At 67.6% G+C, this 17598-nt stretch carries 16 protein-coding genes; 11 read left to right on the top strand and 5 right to left on the bottom strand.

Annotated elements, in window-relative coordinates:
- Nucleotides 1-2 precede the first annotated feature (2 nt).
- The 5 genes from AC5P9C_RS16340 (at nt 3) to AC5P9C_RS16360 (ending at nt 5758) form a co-directional block, all read left to right on the top strand.
- Nucleotides 3-1592 (top strand): family 43 glycosylhydrolase, encoded by a 1590-nt coding sequence (locus tag AC5P9C_RS16340; RefSeq protein WP_414615061.1) that lies wholly within the window; start codon nt 3-5, stop codon nt 1590-1592.
- Between the two features lie 39 nt (nt 1593-1631).
- Complete coding sequence (locus tag AC5P9C_RS16345) at nt 1632-2690, top strand: LacI family DNA-binding transcriptional regulator (protein ID WP_019337388.1); 1059 nt, start codon at nt 1632-1634, stop codon at nt 2688-2690.
- 182 nt (nt 2691-2872) lie between these two features.
- Nucleotides 2873-3721 carry a 5-dehydro-4-deoxy-D-glucuronate isomerase gene (kduI, locus tag AC5P9C_RS16350; RefSeq protein WP_053506103.1) on the top strand — a complete coding sequence of 283 codons (849 nt, stop codon included), beginning with the start codon at nt 2873-2875 and terminating at the stop codon, nt 3719-3721.
- Between the two features lie 82 nt (nt 3722-3803).
- The gene (gene kduD, locus AC5P9C_RS16355; protein WP_049468467.1) at nt 3804-4559 is read left to right on the top strand and encodes a 2-dehydro-3-deoxy-D-gluconate 5-dehydrogenase KduD; all 756 of its coding nucleotides are present in this window, start codon (nt 3804-3806) and stop codon (nt 4557-4559) included.
- A gap of 101 nt (nt 4560-4660) precedes the next feature.
- Nucleotides 4661-5758: a GDSL-type esterase/lipase family protein gene (locus AC5P9C_RS16360; RefSeq protein ID WP_343543317.1), complete on the top strand. Its 1098-nt coding sequence runs from the start codon at nt 4661-4663 to the stop codon at nt 5756-5758.
- 81 nt (nt 5759-5839) lie between these two features.
- Here AC5P9C_RS16360 and AC5P9C_RS16365 read toward each other — a convergent pair whose 3' ends face one another.
- Together AC5P9C_RS16365 and phhA are read right to left on the bottom strand one after the other, a co-directional pair.
- On the bottom strand, nt 5840-6490 hold the full coding sequence (locus AC5P9C_RS16365) for a DMP19 family protein (RefSeq protein ID WP_074725841.1): 651 nt from the start codon (nt 6488-6490) through the stop codon (nt 5840-5842).
- 31 nt (nt 6491-6521) lie between these two features.
- Nucleotides 6522-7415, bottom strand: a complete 894-nt coding sequence (gene phhA / locus AC5P9C_RS16370; protein ID WP_057494427.1) for a phenylalanine 4-monooxygenase — start codon at nt 7413-7415, stop codon at nt 6522-6524.
- A gap of 125 nt (nt 7416-7540) precedes the next feature.
- Here phhA and AC5P9C_RS16375 point away from each other — a divergent pair, with 125 nt between their 5' ends.
- A complete protein-coding gene (locus AC5P9C_RS16375) occupies nt 7541-8026 on the top strand; it encodes an Lrp/AsnC family transcriptional regulator (RefSeq protein ID WP_049468471.1) in 486 nt (161 codons plus the stop codon).
- A 39-nt stretch (nt 8027-8065) separates the two neighbouring features.
- On the opposite strand, the gene AC5P9C_RS16380 is transcribed toward AC5P9C_RS16375, so the two are convergent.
- Together AC5P9C_RS16380 and AC5P9C_RS16385 are read right to left on the bottom strand one after the other, a co-directional pair.
- The gene (locus AC5P9C_RS16380) at nt 8066-9058 is read right to left on the bottom strand and encodes a patatin-like phospholipase family protein (RefSeq protein ID WP_049468508.1); all 993 of its coding nucleotides are present in this window, start codon (nt 9056-9058) and stop codon (nt 8066-8068) included.
- A gap of 151 nt (nt 9059-9209) precedes the next feature.
- Nucleotides 9210-10226, bottom strand: a complete 1017-nt coding sequence (locus tag AC5P9C_RS16385) for a TIGR00266 family protein (protein WP_150828600.1) — start codon at nt 10224-10226, stop codon at nt 9210-9212.
- 159 nt (nt 10227-10385) lie between these two features.
- On the opposite strand from AC5P9C_RS16385, the gene AC5P9C_RS16390 reads away from it, so the two are divergent.
- From AC5P9C_RS16390 to AC5P9C_RS16400, 3 genes are all read left to right on the top strand, one after another.
- Nucleotides 10386-12656 carry a TonB-dependent receptor gene (locus AC5P9C_RS16390; protein ID WP_057495306.1) on the top strand — a complete coding sequence of 757 codons (2271 nt, stop codon included), beginning with the start codon at nt 10386-10388 and terminating at the stop codon, nt 12654-12656.
- A gap of 246 nt (nt 12657-12902) precedes the next feature.
- Nucleotides 12903-13448, top strand: coding sequence for a hypothetical protein (locus tag AC5P9C_RS16395; protein WP_057495307.1), 546 nt, complete (start codon nt 12903-12905; stop codon nt 13446-13448).
- Nucleotides 13430-14377: a hypothetical protein gene (locus AC5P9C_RS16400; protein ID WP_049468478.1), complete on the top strand. Its 948-nt coding sequence runs from the start codon at nt 13430-13432 to the stop codon at nt 14375-14377. The genes AC5P9C_RS16395 and AC5P9C_RS16400 overlap by 19 nt, the downstream gene beginning before the upstream one ends.
- 15 nt (nt 14378-14392) lie before the next feature.
- On the opposite strand, the gene AC5P9C_RS16405 is transcribed toward AC5P9C_RS16400, so the two are convergent.
- A complete protein-coding gene (locus AC5P9C_RS16405; protein ID WP_074725837.1) occupies nt 14393-15232 on the bottom strand; it encodes an acid phosphatase in 840 nt (279 codons plus the stop codon).
- A gap of 260 nt (nt 15233-15492) precedes the next feature.
- Between AC5P9C_RS16405 and AC5P9C_RS16410 the strand changes: the two genes are divergently transcribed.
- Entirely contained in the window at nt 15493-16371 is an 879-nt protein-coding gene (locus AC5P9C_RS16410) for a lipase family protein (protein ID WP_053506740.1), read from the top strand.
- An 11-nt stretch (nt 16372-16382) separates the two neighbouring features.
- Complete coding sequence (locus AC5P9C_RS16415; protein ID WP_414615062.1) at nt 16383-17585, top strand: DUF4785 domain-containing protein; 1203 nt, start codon at nt 16383-16385, stop codon at nt 17583-17585.
- Nucleotides 17586-17598: the final 13 nt, after the last annotated feature.

The raw sequence follows: 17598 nt of genomic DNA on the forward strand, positions 1-17598 counted from the left end.
CCATGCGTGCACTGCGTATCGTCGCCGCCGCCACCCTGTTCGCCGTGTTGCTGCCGGCATGGCCTGCACCCGCGGCGGAGACCGCGCGCGCCCCGGCGCAGTGGGCGCGGGGGCTGGAACACCAGCGCCAGGCGGACCGTGGCGATGGCACGTTCCTCAATCCGGTGCTGGCCGGCGACCATCCGGATCCCTCGGTGCTCAAGGACGGAGACGATTACTACCTCACGCTGTCGTCGTTCGACGCCTATCCCGGCCTGCCGATCTGGCACTCGCGCGACCTGGTGAACTGGCAGCCGCTGGGCCATGCGATCACCCGCAACGTGGGCTCGATCTGGGCGCCGGACATCGTCAAGCACCGGGGGCGCTACTTCATCTACTTCCCGGCGCGCACCGGCGAGCGCCGCAGCAACTTCGTGGTCTGGGCCGATGACATCAAGGGCCCATGGAGCGCACCGATCGACATCGGCCTGGGCGGCTACATCGATCCCGGCCATGCGGTGGGTGAAGACGGCAAGCGCTACCTGTTCCTCAGCGGTGGTGATTACGTGCAACTGGCCGACGATGGGCTGAGCGTGGCCGGCACGCCGAAGCACGTCTATGACGGCTGGCGCTATCCGCAGGACTGGGACGTCGAGGCCTATGCGCAGGAAGGCCCGAAGATCCACCTCCGCAACGGCTGGTACTACATGACCACGGCGGTGGGCGGCACGGCCGGGCCGCCCACCGGCCACATGGTGATCACCGCGCGCTCGCGTTCGATCCACGGACCGTGGGAGAACGCGCCCAACAACCCGATCACGCGCACGCAGTCGGCAGCCGAGCCCTGGTGGTCGCGTGGCCATGCGACGGTGATCGAAGGGACCGATGGGCGCTGGTGGATGATGTACCACGGGTACGAGAACGGCTTCTGGACGCTGGGCCGCCAGGCCCTGCTGGAGCCGATCGAATGGACCGCCGACGGCTGGTTCCGCGCGACCGGGGGCGACCTCGGCCAGCCACTGCGCAAGCCGGCCGGACAGGCACTGTCGCCGCATGGCATGGCGCTGTCGGATGATTTCCGCGGCAGCACGCTTGGCCCGCAGTGGGCGTTCTTCAATCCGGCGCAGGACGAGTACCGGCGGCTGGGTTTCAGCGGCAACGGCCTGGTCCTGCAGGGCAAGGGCAGCACGCCGCGCGATGCGTCACCGCTGACCACCATCGCCGGCGACCGGGCCTACCAGTTCGAGGTGGAGATGGAGATCGCCCCCGGTGCCGTGGGCGGCGCGCTGCTGTTCTACAGCGACCGCCTGTACGTGGGCGTGGGCAGCAATGGCGAGTCGTACATCATGCATCGCTACGGCGAGGAGCGCCCTGCCCGGCCGGCGCCGGGGCGCGGCGGCCGGCTGTGGCTGCGGGTGACCAACAACCGCCACATCGTCACCTTCCACTCCAGCACCGACGGGCACACTTGGCAGAAGTATCCGGTTCAGATGGAAGTGTCCGGTTACCATCACAATGTAGCGGGCAGGTTCCTGGCGCTGAAGCCGGCGCTGTATGCGGCCGGCGACGGTGCGGTAACCTTCCGCAACTTCCGCTACCGCGCGCTGGACTGAGCGCGGAGCCGGAATCCCCAGACTTACCGGGTTCAAAACATGTCAGTGCGCAACAAGAACGATGCCGCTACGCCGGCATTGGCGAAGGGCAAGGCAGCCACCATCAACGACATCGCGCGACTGTCGGGCGTATCCAAGAAAACGGTTTCAAGAATCATCAACAACTCGCCGCTGGTGCGCAAGGACACGCGCGACAAGGTGGAGGCGCTGATGCGTGAGGTGGGCTACACGCCCGATCCGCTGGCCCGTGGACTGGCGTTCCGCCGCTCCTTCCTGATCGGCATGGTCTACGACAACCCCACCGCGCAGTACATCGTGGACATGCAGTACGGTGCGCTGGATGCACTGCGTGGTTCCAGCTTCGAGCTGGTGGTGCACCCGTGTGACAGCCGCAGCCCCGGCTACATCGAGGGCGTGCGGCGCTTCGTGCAGCAGCAGAAGCTGCACGGGGTGATCCTGGTGCCGCGTGCCTCGGAAGACCAGGCGCTGGCGGACATGCTTGATGAGATCGGCTGCCGGTTCACCCGCGTGGCAGCGCTGCCGCTGGACGAAAGCTCACAGATGGTGGTCACCCATGACCGCGACGGTGCGGCCGAAGCCGCCGACTACCTGCTCTCGCTCGGCCACCGTGACATTGCCCTGGTGACCGGTCCCAGCGCCTACCGTTCGGCCCATGAACGTACCGCCGGCTTCATCGACGCGCTGTCCCAGCGCGGCATCGAGCTGCCCAAGGACCGCATCATCGAGGCTGGCTACACCTTCGAATCCGGCGTGGCCGCTGCCGAGAAACTGCTGTTGGGCAAGCGCCGCCCGACCGCCATCTTCACCGGCAATGACGAAATGGCCGCCGGCATCTACAAGGTCGCGCTGCGCGCGGGCATCAACATTCCGCGCCAGCTGTCCATCGTCGGCTATGACGACAGCCCGCTGGCCTCGCGCCTGTGGCCCTCGCTGACCTCGGTGCGCCGGCATACCCGCGATACCGGGCGCACCGCCGCGGCGATGCTGATCCAGCCTGAAGGCCAGGCCGCGCTGCCCATCGCCAGCGTGCGGCCGCACCTGATCGTCCGCGATTCCTGCCAGCCACCGGAGGATTGATCCCCTCAGGGATCAATCCTGCAGGTCACGACCTCTGCCCCATCCACCCGATCCGCCGCGCCTTGCCCGGGCCATCCGGGCATCGTGCGACGCAAAATGACACCGGTTTCCTGTCTGGCTAGAATCGACCGTGAACCGCGCCGGGGCCGACCCGTCGGCCCGCCCCCCGCTCTGGAGACGCCATGTACAGCAAGACCCATTACGCCACCCATCCCGATGCCATCCACGGTGCCAGCAACGACCAGCTGCGTGACCTGTACCTGCTCGATGGCCTGTTCAACGCCGGTGCGGTGACCCTCAAGTACACCCACTACGAGCGCTTCGTGATCGGCGGCGCTGCCCCGGTGGACGCACCGCTGGCTCTGCCGACCCAGACCGAGCCCGCTTCGGCCGCAGGCCATCCGTTCCTGGAGCGTCGAGAGCTGGGCGTGATCAACGTCGGCAGCGGAACCGGCAGCGTCACCGTCGATGGCACGGTCTACACGCTGGGCCCGAAGGATGGCCTGTACGTGGCCATGGGCAGCAAGGACGTCGTGTTCGCCTCGCAGGACGCCGCCAATCCCGCCCAGTTCTACCTGGCCTCGACCCCGGCCCATGCCCGCTTCGAGACCCGGCAGCTGTCCATCAAGGATGCCGTCGCCCTGGATCGCGGCGCGCTGGAAACCAGCAACGAGCGCACCATCTACCAGTACATCGTGCCGGCCACCTGCCAGTCCTCGCAGCTGCTGCTGGGGCTGACCGTGCTCAAGCCGGGCAGCGTGTGGAACACCATGCCGCCGCACCTGCACGACCGTCGCAGCGAGGTGTACTTCTACTTCGACCTGGGCGACAGCGACCGCGTCTACCACTTCATGGGCGAGCCGGCCGCGCAGCGCCACATCGTCATCCAGAACAACGAAGCCGTGGTGTCGCCGCCGTGGTCGATCCACATGGGCGCCGGTACCAGCAACTACGCCTTCATCTGGGCGATGGGGGGCGAGAACCTGGATTACACCGACATGCACGTGCTGGACATCTGCCAGCTCAAGTAGGCCCCCAACCTGGCCGCCGTGCACCGTGTGCCGGCGGCCGTCGCGCTGACCCCGCTCGCCCCAATCAAGGAACGCATACGCAATGGCTAATCCCTTCAGCCTGGAAGGCAAGGTCGCTCTGGTAACCGGTGGCAATACCGGTCTGGGACAGGGCATCGCCGTGGCACTGGCTGCCGCCGGCGCCGACGTGGCCGTGGCCGGCATCGCCCCGCCCACCGACACCATCGAAAAGATCACTGCGCTGGGCCGCCGCTGCCTGGCCATCGAAGCCAACCTGATCAGCATCGAACCGGTGGCGCGCGTGGTGCGCGAAACCATTGATGGCTTGGGTGGCCTGGATATCCTGGTCAACAATGCCGGCCTGATCCGCCGCGCCGATGCGGTGGACTTCAGTGAGCAGGACTGGGACGACGTGATGAACGTCAACCTCAAGTCCGCCTTCTTCATCTCGCAGGCCGCCGGCCGCCACTTCATCGAACAGGGCCACGGCAAGATCATCAACATTGCTTCGATGCTGTCCTTCCAGGGCGGTATCCGCGTGCCGTCGTACACCGCCAGCAAGAGCGGCATCGCCGGCATCACCCGGCTGCTGGCCAACGAGTGGGCGGGCAAGGGCATCAACATCAATGCCATCGCCCCGGGCTACATGGCCACCGACAACACCGCCCAGCTGCGCGCCGACGAAGCGCGCAACAAGGCGATCCTGGAGCGCATCCCGGCCGGTCGCTGGGGCACGCCGGATGACCTGGCCGGTGCGGCGGTGTTCCTAGCGTCGTCGGCGTCGGATTACATCAACGGCGCCGTGCTGCCGGTCGACGGTGGCTGGCTGGCGCGCTGACGCGTGAGCCACGGCAGTGCCGGTCGCTGGCCGGCATCTTCGCGAGGCTTCCGCCGTTCATGAGGGTGCCGGCCAGCGGCCGGCACTACCGGAGAACCGCCATGCGCACCCTGTTGCTGCTGTTGCTGCTGTCTTGCACCACCGCGCAGGCGGCGCCGGTGCGGGTATTCATCGCCGGTGACTCCACTGCGGCCGAATACGGCCCCGAGCGCGCGCCCCAGGCCGGCTGGGGACAGGCACTGCAGAGCTACCTCGACCCGGCGCGCTTCGAGGTGCACAACCATGCCAAGGGCGGTCGCAGCACGCGCAGTTTCATCGACGAAGGGCGCCTGGATGCCATCGCCGCCGAGCTGCGCGGTGGCGATGTGCTGCTGATCCAGTTCGGCCACAACGATGCGAAGTTTGAGGATTCCACGCGCTACACCGATCCGGACCGGGACTATCCCCGCCTGCTGATGCGCTACGTACAGGTGGCGCGCGGGAAAGGCGCCACGCCGGTGCTGGTCACGCCGGTGGCGCGGCTGCTGTACGACTTCGGTTCACTGCTGGACACGCATGGCCGCTACACGCAATCGATGAAGGCCCTGGCCGCGCGCGAGCGGATTGCGCTGATTGATCTGAACGACCGCAGCACGCGCTGGATCCGCGCGCTGGGTGAGCAGGGCGCGCGACCGTACTTCCTGTTCCTGCCCGAACAGAACAAGGCCGACGGCACCCATTTCAGCGTGGCCGGCGCCCATGCGGTGGCCTGCCTGGTACTGCGCGAAGCAGTGCCGCTGCTGCCCGCGCTGCAGCCGGCGCTGGTGCGGGACATCGACTGCGACGTGATGGGCGCAGGGCAGGGCGCCGGTGCGACGGGAGATTCGCAGGTCGTGCACGAAGGCACGATTGCGCGCATGCAGCCCGGCCCGCACGGCGGCGGCGGGCCCACCACCGCGTATCCGTTCTTTGCCGGCGCGGCGGACCTGCCCTTCGTGCTGCGCAAGCGTGTGCTGCACAAGGGCGCGGGTATCGGCCTGCATCCGCAGCACAAGGATGAGATCTATTACATCGTCAGTGGGCAGGGCAGCTACGTGCTGGACGGCAGGCAGTACGACGTGCACGCCGGGCACGCGCTGCTGACCCGCAAGGGCAGCCGCCATGCGCTGCAGCAGGTGGGTGACGAGGACCTGGTGGTGCTGCTGGCGTACCCGCGCTGAGCCTGTAGAGCCGAGGCCATGCTCGGATGTCCTGCCTCCGGTTGATCGCAGCCGAGCATGGGCTCGGCTCCACGCGGGCTGCTACAGCCGCTCGGCGCCGAAGTGCTTCAGCCCGAACCGCGCAAGGTCTTCCGGGCGCTCGAAATAGGCGTCCTCGAAGGCTTCCAGCGCCTGCCGTTCGTCTTCGCTCATCGCGTCGTACAGGTCGGTCAGTTCCTTGATCGCCGGGTCGTTTTCCAGCCGATCCAGCAGCCCGCGCATGCCGGCCAGGAGCGCGTGCGTCTGCACTGCGCCCATCGCCTGCAGCGCGCGCAGCGCCAGCTGGCAGGTCGGGTCGCCCCAGTTGCACAGGAACTGCATGAAGCCGCCGTTGTTGATGTCCGCTTCCATGCGCCACAGCGCCACCAGTTGCTGGTCCTCATCGGACAGCGCCTCCAGCGTCCATCCGGCGTCCTTCAGCCGCGCCATCGCCGCGTCGTAGCGGTCTTCCCAGACCTGGTTGAGGATATCGACCACGCCCGCCTCGCGCGCCGGCAGCAGGGCCGGCCAGTTCACACCCAGGCCATCGGCGGTGGCGACCCACTGCGCGCGTTGCCCTGCATCGGCTTCGAACAACGCAGGTACCCAGCGCAGCGGCTGGCGGGTGCGCCGGCCATCGGCCAGGGTCAGCAGGATGACGTCGTCGTCGAAGGCGACGTTGGTCACGCGCAGGGCGGCAAACACATCGGTCATGCCGCGCAGGATACCCGCGCGCCGGCCCGCCTCACACGTCGCCGCCGTCGGCCCAGCCTTCACCCGTGCCCTTCTGGAACACGCGGTCGTCGTCCTGCACATCACCGGCAGGCAGGTGCGCCTGGTCGGCCAGTGCTGCGTAGATCGGAGTGAAGTCCGGTGAGGTCGCCTGCATCAGCTGTTCAAAGCTGTCGATGACGAAGTAGGTCTTCTGGAACGTGTCGATGCGGTACTTCGTGCGCATGATCCGCTGCAGGTCGAAGCCGATGCGATTGGGCGCGTCCGATTCCAGCGAGTACAGCGACTCTCCCTTCGACGACACGATGCCCGCGCCGTAGATGCGCAGGCCGTCCGGCGTATCGATCAGGCCGAATTCCACCGTGTACCAGTACAGGCGGGTGAGATTCTGCAACGCGTCCGGCCCGATCGCGTGGGCCTTGACGCCACCGCGGCCGTAGGCCTCCATGTAGTCGGCAAACACCGGGTTCATCAGCAGCGGCACGTGGCCGAACAGGTCGTGGAACAGGTCCGGTTCGGCGATGTAGTCGATCTGGTCCGGGCGGCGGATCCACCAGGTCACCGGGAAACGTCGGTTGGCCAGGTGGTCGAAGAAATCCAGTTCCGGCAGCAGGCCTTCGACGCCGACCAGCGTCCACCCGGTCGCCGCGCCGAGCACTTCGTTGAGCTGGTCGAAGCGCGGAATCATGTGCGCACTCATCCCCATCTCGTCCTGCGCATCCAGGAACTCCTGGCAGGCGCGGCCGACCAGCAGCTCGCGCTGACGCTGGTACAGCGTGCTCCAGGTGGCGTGGTCGTCGGCAGTGTAGGTGTCCCACGGTTGCTCGACGAGCGCGGTGGTGTACACCGGCACGTAGCCCTTGTCGGTCTGCTGGTGTTCGACGCGGCGGGGCTGGGCGAGGTCCATGGGGCGCTCCTTGAAGGGATACCCACGATGCTAGGGCAGGGCGCGCGCAACAGGGTTGCAAAAGTTGCGCCGATTGCCGTTGTTGGCGCAATATCCTTGCGTACTCACCCTGTTGCGGGGCAACAATGGCCGGAGAAGTCCAGTTCGATCGCACGGATATACGCCTGCTGGCTGAAATCCAGCGGGACGGGCGCGCTACCAACGCCGAACTGGCGGCGCGGGTGAATCTCTCGCCCTCGGCCTGCCTGCGCCGCCTGCAGCGGCTCGAAAGCGAGGGCGTGATCGTCGGCTATGGTGCGCGCCTGGAGCCACGGCAACTGCGCCTGGGCCTGCAGGCCTTCGTGCGCGTGCAGCTGGAAAAGCACGACCAGGCCGCCATCGGCCACTTCGTGGACAGCGTGCAGGGCTGGGATGAGGTGGTAGCCTGCCATGCGTTGACCGGCGACATGGACTACCTGCTGCACGTCTATGTGCGCGACCTGGAGCACTTCTCGCACTTCCTGCTGGACCGGCTGCTCAACGCCGGCGGCGTGGCCGATGCCAATTCCAGCTTCGTGCTGCGCACGGTGAAGGGCTTCCAGGCGTTGCCGTTGTCGCAGCTGGAGTCCTGAGCGGGCACCGGGCATGCCCGGTGGCCACGCATCAAGGGATCAGCACTTGTCCTTGCGGCCCATCAGCCTGCCCAGGCGCGAGGCTTCCTCGCACTTCGGTGCAGCCACCGGGGCCGGTGCCGCTGCGGCGGCGCGTGCGCGCTGCAGCTGCTGGATCTTCGCGCGGATCTGCGGCATGGCCGCCATCGCGGCCTTTTCGCCTTCCAGGATCGCGGTGCCGCGCTGGCTGAAATCGGCCGCGCCGATGTCCAGCACCTTCGGGCGGATGACGATGTCGGCGCGCGCCAGTTCCTGCTCGCCCAGGCGCTGGCCCATGATCGAGATGGACTGGTTGACGATGCCCAGCATGTCCGTCGGCGCCTTGCCGCTGGCCTTGCTGGAAATATCCACGGCGATCACGAAGTCGGCGCCGAGCTGGCGCGCGGCGTCCACCGGCACCGGGCTGACCACGCCGCCGTCGATGTAGTTGCGGCCGCCGATCTTCACCGGTTCGAACACGCCGGGGATGCTGCTCGATGCGCGCACGGCCTGGCCGACATTGCCGCGCACGAAGATGGCGCGCTCGCCGGTTTCCAGCTGGGTGGCGACGGCGGCGAACGGCTTTTTCAGGCGCTCGGCGGGACGGTTGGCAACCTGCTCGTTGACGTAGTCCTGCAGCTTCTGGCCCTGCACCAGGCCACCGGAGAACAGGCGCACGTCGCGGATGCTGGCTTCATCCAGCGCCACGGCCTTGCTCTGCATCTGGAAGGCGTCCATGCCGCTGGCATACAGGGCGCCGACCACGCTGCCGGCGCTGGTGCCGGCGACCACGGCCGGCTCGAAGCCGTTGGCCTCCAGCATCTTGATCACGCCGATATGGGCGAAGCCCTTGGCCGCGCCGCCGCCGAGGGCGATGCCGATCTTCACCGGCTTGGCCTGCGGGACCACGGTCGGTGCCGGCGGCGGGGTGGGGCGGACCGGCTCGCCACCGCAGCCGGCCAGCAGGCCGATCAGGGCGACGGACAGCAGCATGCGGGGGCGGAACAGGCTCATCGGCAGTGCGCGCGCGGCGCCGGGTTCAGGAAAGGGCGCCAGCATACCGAAGCCGTGGCAGGGCGGGCAGGGTGGGAAATATCGCCCATTCATAAAGGTAGTGCCAAGGTGCATGGGGCTGCCGGCCAGAGGCCGGCACGACCGGAGCCGCTCAGAACCGGTTGTCGCCGTCCAGCATCCGGCCCAGGCCACCCAGCACCGAGCCTTCGCCACGGTTCTGGCCGCCGCCCTGCGGCGCGGCCATCCACATGCGGCCGGCCAGCCGCGAGAACGGCAGCGACTGCAGCCAGACCTTGCCAGGCCCGGTCAGCGTGGCCAGAAACACGCCTTCGCCGCCGAACAGCATGCTCTTGATGCCGGTCACCCGGCGCACGTCCATGTCCACGGTCGGGTGGTAGGCCACCACGCAGCCGGTATCCACGTCCAGGCGCTCGCCGGCGGCCAGCTCGCGCTCGATCACGCAGCCGCCGGCGTGGATGAAGACCCAGCCGTCGCCTTCCAGCTTCTGCATGATGAAGCCCTCACCGCCGAACAGGCCGGTCATGATCCTGCGCTGGAACTGCACGCCGATCTGCACACCGCGCGCGCCGGCCAGGAAGCTGTCCTTCTGGCAGATCAGGCGGCCGCCATGCTGGTCCAGTTTCATCGCCAGCACGGTGCCGGGGTAGGGCGCGGCGAAGGCGACCTTGCCCTTGCCGTGGCCGCTCTGGGTGTAGACGGTGGCGAACAGGCTCTCGCCGGTCAGCACGCGCTTGCCGGCGGCCATCACCTTGCCCATGAAGCCACCGCCCGGACCCCCGCTGGCGGCGCCGAACACGGTGTCCATCTGCACGCTCGCGTCCTTGAACATCAAGGCGCCGGCCTCGGCAATGGCGCTCTCGCCGGGGTCAAGCTCGATTTCCACGAACTGCATCTCATGGCCGACGATGCGGAATTCGATGTCGTCGGCGCGGCCGCCGGCGTCGGCGGGGACCGGCGGCGGGGTGCTGGGCATGCCAGGGGCCGTTGACTGCAGTTCGGGCACCTCGGCAATCGACGTCCACCCGCCCATGCCCTGGCACCAGGCCAGCGCGCGCGGATTGGCCAGCGCAAAGCGGCGCGCGGCCTCGTCATCAAGCGGGCCGATGCGTTCGGCCTGGGCAGAGGCGTGGAAGTACCACTGGGTCATTGCGGCGGCTCCGCGGCGCTGGAAAACCCCGAGTCTAGCGAGCGCGCCCGGGGCCGGGCGACAGGGCCATGAACGGCCGGCATTTGCGGGGCAGGTGCTGTATTGCAACAATTATCTGGTAGCGCCGTTTTACCACCCCTCCAAACACAGCCTACCGCCATGTCCCCGACCCGCACTTCCCGTGGCCGATTTCCGGTCGCGCGTCCCCTCGTTGCCGCTCTTTCCGCCCTGCTGCCGCTGGTAGCAGCCGCCCAGGAAACCCCCGCTGCCAAGGATCCGGTTGCCCTCGACGCCCTGCAGGTGACCGCCCAGCGCCGCGTCGAGAACGCCAAGGACGTACCGGTCGCGTTGAGCGCGATCCAGGGCGAGAAGCTGGACGTGCTCGGCTCGGCCGGCGATGACATCCGCTTCCTGGCCGCACGCGTGCCCAGCCTCAACATCGAGTCGTCCTACGGCCGGGCCTTCCCGCGCTTCTACATCCGCGGCCTGGGCAACACCGACTTCGACCTCAATGCCTCGCAGCCGGTGTCGCTGGTGTATGACGATGTGGTGCAGGAAAGCCCGTTGCTGAAGGGCTTCCCGCTGTTCGACCTGGCCAACGTGGAAGTGCTGCGTGGCCCGCAGGGCACGCTGTTCGGCCGCAATACCCCGGCCGGTGTGGTCAAGTTCGACTCGGCGCGCCCGTCGCAGGATGCCGATGGTTACCTCCGCGTCGGCTATGGCAGCTACAACAGCTGGAACGTGCAGGGCGCCTACGGCGGCCCGCTGACCGACCGCTGGTCGGCGCGCGTCTCGGCCATCTACCAGCGCCGCGACGACTGGGTCGACAACACCCGCGCCGGTGCACCCAACAGCGGCTTCGAGGGCTATGACGAAGCGGCCGGCCGCGTGCAGTTCCTGTACGAAGGCGATGACTTCGAAGCGCTGTTCAACCTGCACAAGCGCAAGCTCAACGGCACCGCCCGCCTGTTCCGCGCCAACATCATCCAGAAGGGGGGCAATGCGCTGGTCGAGAACTTCGACCGCGACAAGGTGGCCAATGACGGCGTCAACTTCTCCGACCTGGAGACCTGGGGCGGCAGCGCGCGCCTGCAGTGGAACCTCGGCTCGGTAACCCTGCACTCGATCACCGGCTATGAAACCGCCGAATCGCTCAACCGTGGCGACATCGACGGTGGCTACGGCGCGTCCTTCCTGGGTGCCGGCAACTCTGGCCCGGGCCTGATTCCGTTCTCGTCGGAGTCGGCCGACGGCCTGCCGCACCACCGGCAGTGGACGCAGGAAGTCCGCGTCGAGTCCAACGAGTGGGGCCGCTTCGACTGGCAGGCCGGCGTCTTCTACTTCGATGAAGACGTGACCATCAACAACTTCAACTACGACTCGCTGACCCCGGGCAATCCGCAGACCGGCCACGTGGTGCAGAACCAGCGCAACAAGGCGTGGGCGGTGTTCGCCTCGGGTGACTTCGATGTCACCGACCGCTTCAAGCTGCGCGCCGGCGTGCGCTACACCCAGGACAAGAAGGACTTCAGCGCCAGCGTGCTGCAGGCGGTTCCGTTCGGCACCCCGGTCAGTGGCCCGTACCTGGCCAACACCGACGTCAACGACGTCAGCTGGGATTTCAGTGGCGTCTACAAGCTGACCGACGACATCAACGCCTATGCCCGCGTGGCCAAGGGCTTCCGCGCGCCGTCGATCCAGGGCCGCCTGGCCTTCGCGCCGGGCCTGTCGCAGGCCGATTCGGAGAAGGTGATCTCGTACGAGGCCGGCATCAAGGCCGACCTGTTCGAGCGCCGCGCGCGCCTGGGCCTGAGCGTGTTCCGCTACAACGTCGATGGCCAGCAGCTGATCGCCGTGGGCGGCGCCAACAACACCGCCACCCTGCTCAACGCCGACAAGACCGTCGGCCAGGGCGTCGAGCTGGACCTGGAGGCCTACCTGGCCGACAACGTCCTGCTGACCTTCGGCAGCAGCTACAACGACACCGAGATCAAGGACAAGAACCTGGCGGTGGCGATCTGTGGCGGTGGCTGCACCATCACTGACCCGACCACGGTGATCAACGGCCAGACCTACGCGCTGGTCAACGGCAACCCGCTGCCGCAGGCGCCGAAGTGGATCCACAACGCGACCCTGCGCGTGGGCTTCCCGCTCAGCGATGGCAGTGAGCTGTACGCCTACACCGATTGGGCGTACCGCAGTGCGGTCAACTTCTTCATCTACGAGTCGCCGGAATTCCGCGGCCGCAGTTCGCTGGAGGGCGGCCTGCGCCTCGGTTACAACTGGGATTACGGCCAGTACGACGTGGCCGTGTTCGGCCGCAACCTGACCAACCAGACCCGCGTGGTCGGCGCGATCGACTTCAACAACCTGACCGGCTTCCTCAACGAGCCGCGCACCTGGGGCGTGGAGTTCACCGCGAAGTTCTGATGCGGTGGCTGCGGTAATGCAATGAAGGAGGGCCGGCGCAATGCCGGCCCTTCCTTTTGATGCGCGACCATGTCGCAAATGGACACGCCCGCGCTGCGGGCAGCGGTCAAGAAGTGTGAGCGGCGGCAAGAATATGTCTCAGTTGCCGTGAACCCGAGCCCGTGTCGATGCGCTCGGATGGAACAGGCGTACAACCGTAGCTACCGGAATCTTCCGGGCAACCGGGGTACTGCAATGAAGAACAGAATGTCGCGGATGACCGTAGGCTTGGCCATGCTCGTGCTGTCGATGCAGGCATCTGCGGGGGTGAACGCTGCTGAAGCAGCAACAACGACGCTTCCGGACGACCAGCACCTGCACCTGGAGAAGCGGACCGCGTCGATCACCGATCAGCGATCATTCGACGCGTATGCAAAGGCATTCGGGGATACCGATACGTTTCCCCTTTACAAAATGACGCCTGCAGCGCGCGCGCGGTTCACCGCATCGCTACGGTTCAGTGCGCTCGGACTGACCACCTTCGATTACTCCGATCTGGCACGGGAACTGGGAGCGGCCGATCTCCATCGCGTACTCAAACCGTTTGGGTTCCAGCACCTGGTGGCGGTCATTCCCGATGTCAGGGTCAATTCGGAAGAAGACCAACGGGTTCTGCAGATACAGAACACTGCGCGCAGCCTGCGTTGTAGCGTGGGAGAACATTGCAACGAGGCAGACTATCCTGGCTACAAGTGCATCTCGCACGCGACATGCGAGGAATCAACGGCACACATATGCACGTCCAACTGCTGATCGCGGCCCTGCGGCGCCCACGGGTCATGATGCGTGGGTTGCTCCCGGTCGCCACCACGCTGGCGATGATCCTGTCCTCTCCCTGTGCCGCCGGGGTATCTCTGGAGGAGGGCTATGCCACCGTGCAGGGAACGTGGGAAAGCCTCTCAGGGCCGGACCATGACTGGCGTGAGCGCGGAGCCCAGGTTGATCGTGCGTTTGACACGGGTGTTTTGCCTCATACCGCTACGCTGTCCCGCCTGAGCACACCCGAACTGCGTGTACTGTTGCGGGCGACCCACGCGGCCGCCGTGGCAGCCAAGCAGCCGCACTACTCGGCCATTGCACTGCGCGTGGGGGTCGAGCTCCGCAAGCGTGGTGAACTGCAGCCTGCTGACGCACGCGCCGGAGCGACCATTGCCGTTCTGAGCCGTGATGCCGCTGCGTTGGCCCCGGTATCGCCGTGGCGGGCCGCTTTCAATGGCCGCCCCGTGCCCCGGTGGCCGCGCGTCACCAAGCCGTTCGAGTACTGGACGCCCAGTGCGGATGGCGCGAGCTTTCGCGCGGCGCACGCCGACATGGCGTCGTTGAAGATCATTGTCATCGCGCATCCAGCCTGCGGCTTCACGCGTGCGGTGGCAGAAGCGGCGCGCGCCGACCCCGACGTGTTGCGGATACTTTCAGGAAGCCGCGCGCTGTGGCTGTCCCCGCAGGACGGGACGCTTGATCTGCGCATCTTCACCGACTGGGCCGAACGCCATCCCGATCTGCCGATCCAGGTCGTGGCCCGCCAGACGGACTTTGCAGACTTCGGCTACTGGGGAACACCCACCTTCTACATCCTGCGCGACGGCAGGGTCGCCGCGCGGGTGGTGGGTTGGCCGCGCGGCGGCAACAAAGCAGCCCTGCAGAAGGCGTTCGCCGACGCAGGGATCGCCGCAGAGCCCTGACCCTGGCATCGACCGTTACAGCGCGCTCTGCGGGCGGATCTTCAGCACCGCGTTCTCGGTGGTGCAGTCGCGGCTGGAGTGCAGGCCGGCCTTGCGTGCCGCTTCGATCTCCTTGCGTGCGGCCAGCAGGTCCTTGTTGAACGCGGCGTTGTCGTGCAGGCGGGCCACGGCGGCGGCACCCATGAAGCGGCCTTCGAGGATGTCGCTCTGCCAGTGCACGTTGCAGACCAGGCGGCTCTCGCCGTAGTTGCGGCCACGGGCCTGGATGGCGTCGGCGCGGTCCGGCGCGATCTCTGACAGGATCAGGGCCCAGGCCCAGCCGATCGAGGTGTGGCCGGAGGGGTAGGAACCGTTCTTGCGCAGGCCGTCCTCGTCCTTCGGCGAGCAGGTCGGCTCACCGTTGACCATGAACGGGCGCGGGCGCTGGTAGTGGTTCTTGGCCGCCTTGGTCGCCGCACTGGCGTCGATCCGGCTGCGCTCCAGCAGGCGGTACAGCGCCGGGGTCTTCACCGCATCGACGTCGATGTCGGCGGCGCAGGAGAAGTGGTTGGCGCCCTCGGGGAAACCGAGTTCCGCATCGACGCCGGCCTGGGCGAAGCGCGGGCTGCCACGCAGCGCGCGGGCTTCACGGCTGACTTGCTCGTCCAGGGCGAGGGCGGCCGAACCGGCGACCGGCGGTGCCGGCACCAGGTCGAGACTGGCCGGAACCGCGCTCTTGTCCAGATAGCCGACGGCCTTGGTGGTGATGTTGGCTTCGACGGCGGTCGGCTTGGTGGCGGTGGCGGCACAACCGGCCAGGGCCGCAGCCACGGCAAGGCCGAGCAGCGGGCGGGCAGGGTGGGAGATCAGCGACATGGACAGGCTCTGGGCAGGAAACACCGCGCCATGATCGCAGCCCCCGCACGACACCGCAGTGACCGTCGGTCATACGGCCAGACCCGGCATGGTCACTGCCATGGAATAAAAACCGTCATCGTTCGGCGTCATTCTCCCGATTCCGGGCGCAGCGCACGGACTTTCACGCGCCTGCACCGCGAGCATCGACACAACGGTGGTCGAGATGCCGTCCAGTTCCAGTCGGGTCGGGGGGATCCGCTGACAGAGGGAGAGAAGCGATGCGCAGCACCGCAACAGGAAGTACCGTCCTGGCCCTGCTCCTCGGGCTGGCAACCGCCCCGGCGCAGGCCGCCGATGTGGTCGGCGTGGCCTTCGTGCATGGCACCGGCGCGCAGACCAATGCCACCCAGGACTACTGGCAGCCGGCGATCATCGACACCGTGCGCCAGGGCCTGCCCAACAGCAGCAACTACGTCGTCATCAACTGTGACTTCACCCAGTACATGTGGAAACCGGAAGCGGCCGGTTGCCTGGCCAACCAGCTGACCGGCTTCATCGACAGCCGTGGCATCACCCAGCTGGTGGTGATCACCCACTCCAACGGCGGCAACGTGGTGCGCTGGATCCTGTCCAACCCGACCTACGACAGCCGCTATCCGAAGATCATCCGTACGGTGCGCAAGGTCACCGCGCTGGCGCCGTCCTCGGCCGGCACGCCATTGGCCGATGCGGTGCTCAACGGCAATACCTTCGAAACCTCGCTGGGCTGGCTGCTGGGCTACAAGAACGACGCGGTGCGCCAGCAGCAGGTGGCGAGCATGGCGACCTACAACGCGCAGAACCTGTATGGCACGGCCGGTCGCCCGGCGCTGCCCAAGCCGTTCCGTGTGGTGGTCGGCAGTGACGTGGAATCGGCGGTATGGGACAGCAACAGCTACTGCGGTGGCTATGCCGCCAATGTCGGCCTGGAGTTCACCCAGAACTGGCTGTCGTCCTGCTCCGATGGCTTCCTGGAGTGCAGCAGCCAGAAGGCTGCCGGCACCACCTGGTTCACTGACAAGGCGCGCACCCAGGGCGCAGAACCGCTCAGCCACAACCAGAGCCGGCGCGAGTGCTTCGGCCTCGGCACCCTGCTGCGCAACGACCTGACCCAGTGAGGGAGATGACCATGACGATCCATTCCACCCTGCTGGCCAGCGCTGTGCTGGCAGTGCTGTCCCTTTCCACGGCGCAGGCCGCGCAGCCGCTGCAGGCGGCCCGCGCGGGCGATCAGGTGCCTGCCGCCCTGGTAGCCGCGCCGCTGCCCACCGATGACAGCGAACACGCGCCGCTGGCGTTCGCCTGGGCGCTGGACCCGGCGCAGCCGCTGCAGGCAGCCACGCCATACGCCTCGGTCAGCCGCAGCTACTGGCAGCAGGTCGATGGCACGCAGCTGCAACGCGGCCTGGACCTGCCGCTGACCGCCGCCGATGCGGTGATCCAGCTGAGCCCGGCCGAAGGTGCCCGCGCGCTGCCGGCCAATACCCTGCAGGTGCGCGACCCGGCCGGCCGCAGCAGCGTGGCGCGCAGTGTCGATGCGCGCGCGCTGCAGGAGGCCGGCATGCCGGTGAAGGATGGCAGCAGCATGCTGCGCACCGGCGCGACCAGTGCCGCCGGTGCATACACCCTGCAGAGCGCACAGGCACAGGGCCGCTACGTGGTGCAGGTGCTCGAGCCGAACAGCCCGCTGCGGCTGGAAGTGCAGGCCAACCAGGCACAGGTGCTGGCCGGTGGCAGCGTGCAGCTGCAGGCACGCCTGCTGGAAGACGGCGCCACCACCGCCCAGCTGGCATCGCGGCGTAGCGGCCTGGGCGGTGAAGCGCTGCTGGTGGCACCGGACGGACGCAGCTGGCCGCAGCGGCTGCTGCGCACCACCGATGGCGCCCTGCGTGCGCAGGTGCGGATTCCGTCCGACGTCGGCAGCGTGCAGGGGCTGTGGGAGTTGCAGGTGTTCGCGCAGGCCGATGGCGTGCTGCGCGATGGCAAGGTCGCCTTCGCGGTGGCGCGGCCGACCGCGCGTTTCAGCGGCCAGGCGGCACCGGACCCGGCCAGCCGCCAGGTGGCGCTGCCGCTGCAGGTGGCCGCAGCCGGTCGCTACGAGGCGCGTGGCACGTTGTATGCCACCGGTCGCGACGGCCAACTGAGGCCGGTCGCGCAGGGGCATGCAGCGGCGTGGTTCGATGGCCCGGGCGCGGGCCAGCTGGTGCTGCCGTTCGACCAGGCCGCATTGCCGACGGGCTTCGGCGCACCCTATGAGCTGCGAGACCTGCAGCTGCAGGACCAGAGCCGGATGGCACCGATCGAGTCGCGCGCGCTGGCGCTGAAGTTCTGAGCACGGGTGCAGC

The organism is Stenotrophomonas sp. YJH_SMC_10 (genome assembly GCF_059371555.1).

Bases quoted from the DNA above. Each gene is read 5' to 3' on its own strand.
- AC5P9C_RS16340 (WP_414615061.1), top strand. From the start codon at position 3: ATGCGTGCACTGCGTATCGTCGCCGCCGCCACCCTGTTCGCCGTGTTG.
- AC5P9C_RS16345 (WP_019337388.1), top strand. From the start codon at position 1,632: ATGTCAGTGCGCAACAAGAACGATGCCGCTACGCCGGCATTGGCGAAG.
- kduI (WP_053506103.1), top strand. From the start codon at position 2,873: ATGTACAGCAAGACCCATTACGCCACCCATCCCGATGCCATCCACGGT.
- kduD (WP_049468467.1), top strand. From the start codon at position 3,804: ATGGCTAATCCCTTCAGCCTGGAAGGCAAGGTCGCTCTGGTAACCGGT.
- AC5P9C_RS16360 (WP_343543317.1), top strand. From the start codon at position 4,661: ATGCGCACCCTGTTGCTGCTGTTGCTGCTGTCTTGCACCACCGCGCAG.
- AC5P9C_RS16365 (WP_074725841.1), bottom strand. From the start codon at position 6,490: ATGACCGATGTGTTTGCCGCCCTGCGCGTGACCAACGTCGCCTTCGAC.
- phhA (WP_057494427.1), bottom strand. From the start codon at position 7,415: ATGGACCTCGCCCAGCCCCGCCGCGTCGAACACCAGCAGACCGACAAG.
- AC5P9C_RS16375 (WP_049468471.1), top strand. From the start codon at position 7,541: ATGGCCGGAGAAGTCCAGTTCGATCGCACGGATATACGCCTGCTGGCT.
- AC5P9C_RS16380 (WP_049468508.1), bottom strand. From the start codon at position 9,058: ATGAGCCTGTTCCGCCCCCGCATGCTGCTGTCCGTCGCCCTGATCGGC.
- AC5P9C_RS16385 (WP_150828600.1), bottom strand. From the start codon at position 10,226: ATGACCCAGTGGTACTTCCACGCCTCTGCCCAGGCCGAACGCATCGGC.
- AC5P9C_RS16390 (WP_057495306.1), top strand. From the start codon at position 10,386: ATGTCCCCGACCCGCACTTCCCGTGGCCGATTTCCGGTCGCGCGTCCC.
- AC5P9C_RS16395 (WP_057495307.1), top strand. From the start codon at position 12,903: ATGTCGCGGATGACCGTAGGCTTGGCCATGCTCGTGCTGTCGATGCAG.
- AC5P9C_RS16400 (WP_049468478.1), top strand. From the start codon at position 13,430: ATGCACGTCCAACTGCTGATCGCGGCCCTGCGGCGCCCACGGGTCATG.
- AC5P9C_RS16405 (WP_074725837.1), bottom strand. From the start codon at position 15,232: ATGTCGCTGATCTCCCACCCTGCCCGCCCGCTGCTCGGCCTTGCCGTG.
- AC5P9C_RS16410 (WP_053506740.1), top strand. From the start codon at position 15,493: ATGCGCAGCACCGCAACAGGAAGTACCGTCCTGGCCCTGCTCCTCGGG.
- AC5P9C_RS16415 (WP_414615062.1), top strand. From the start codon at position 16,383: ATGACGATCCATTCCACCCTGCTGGCCAGCGCTGTGCTGGCAGTGCTG.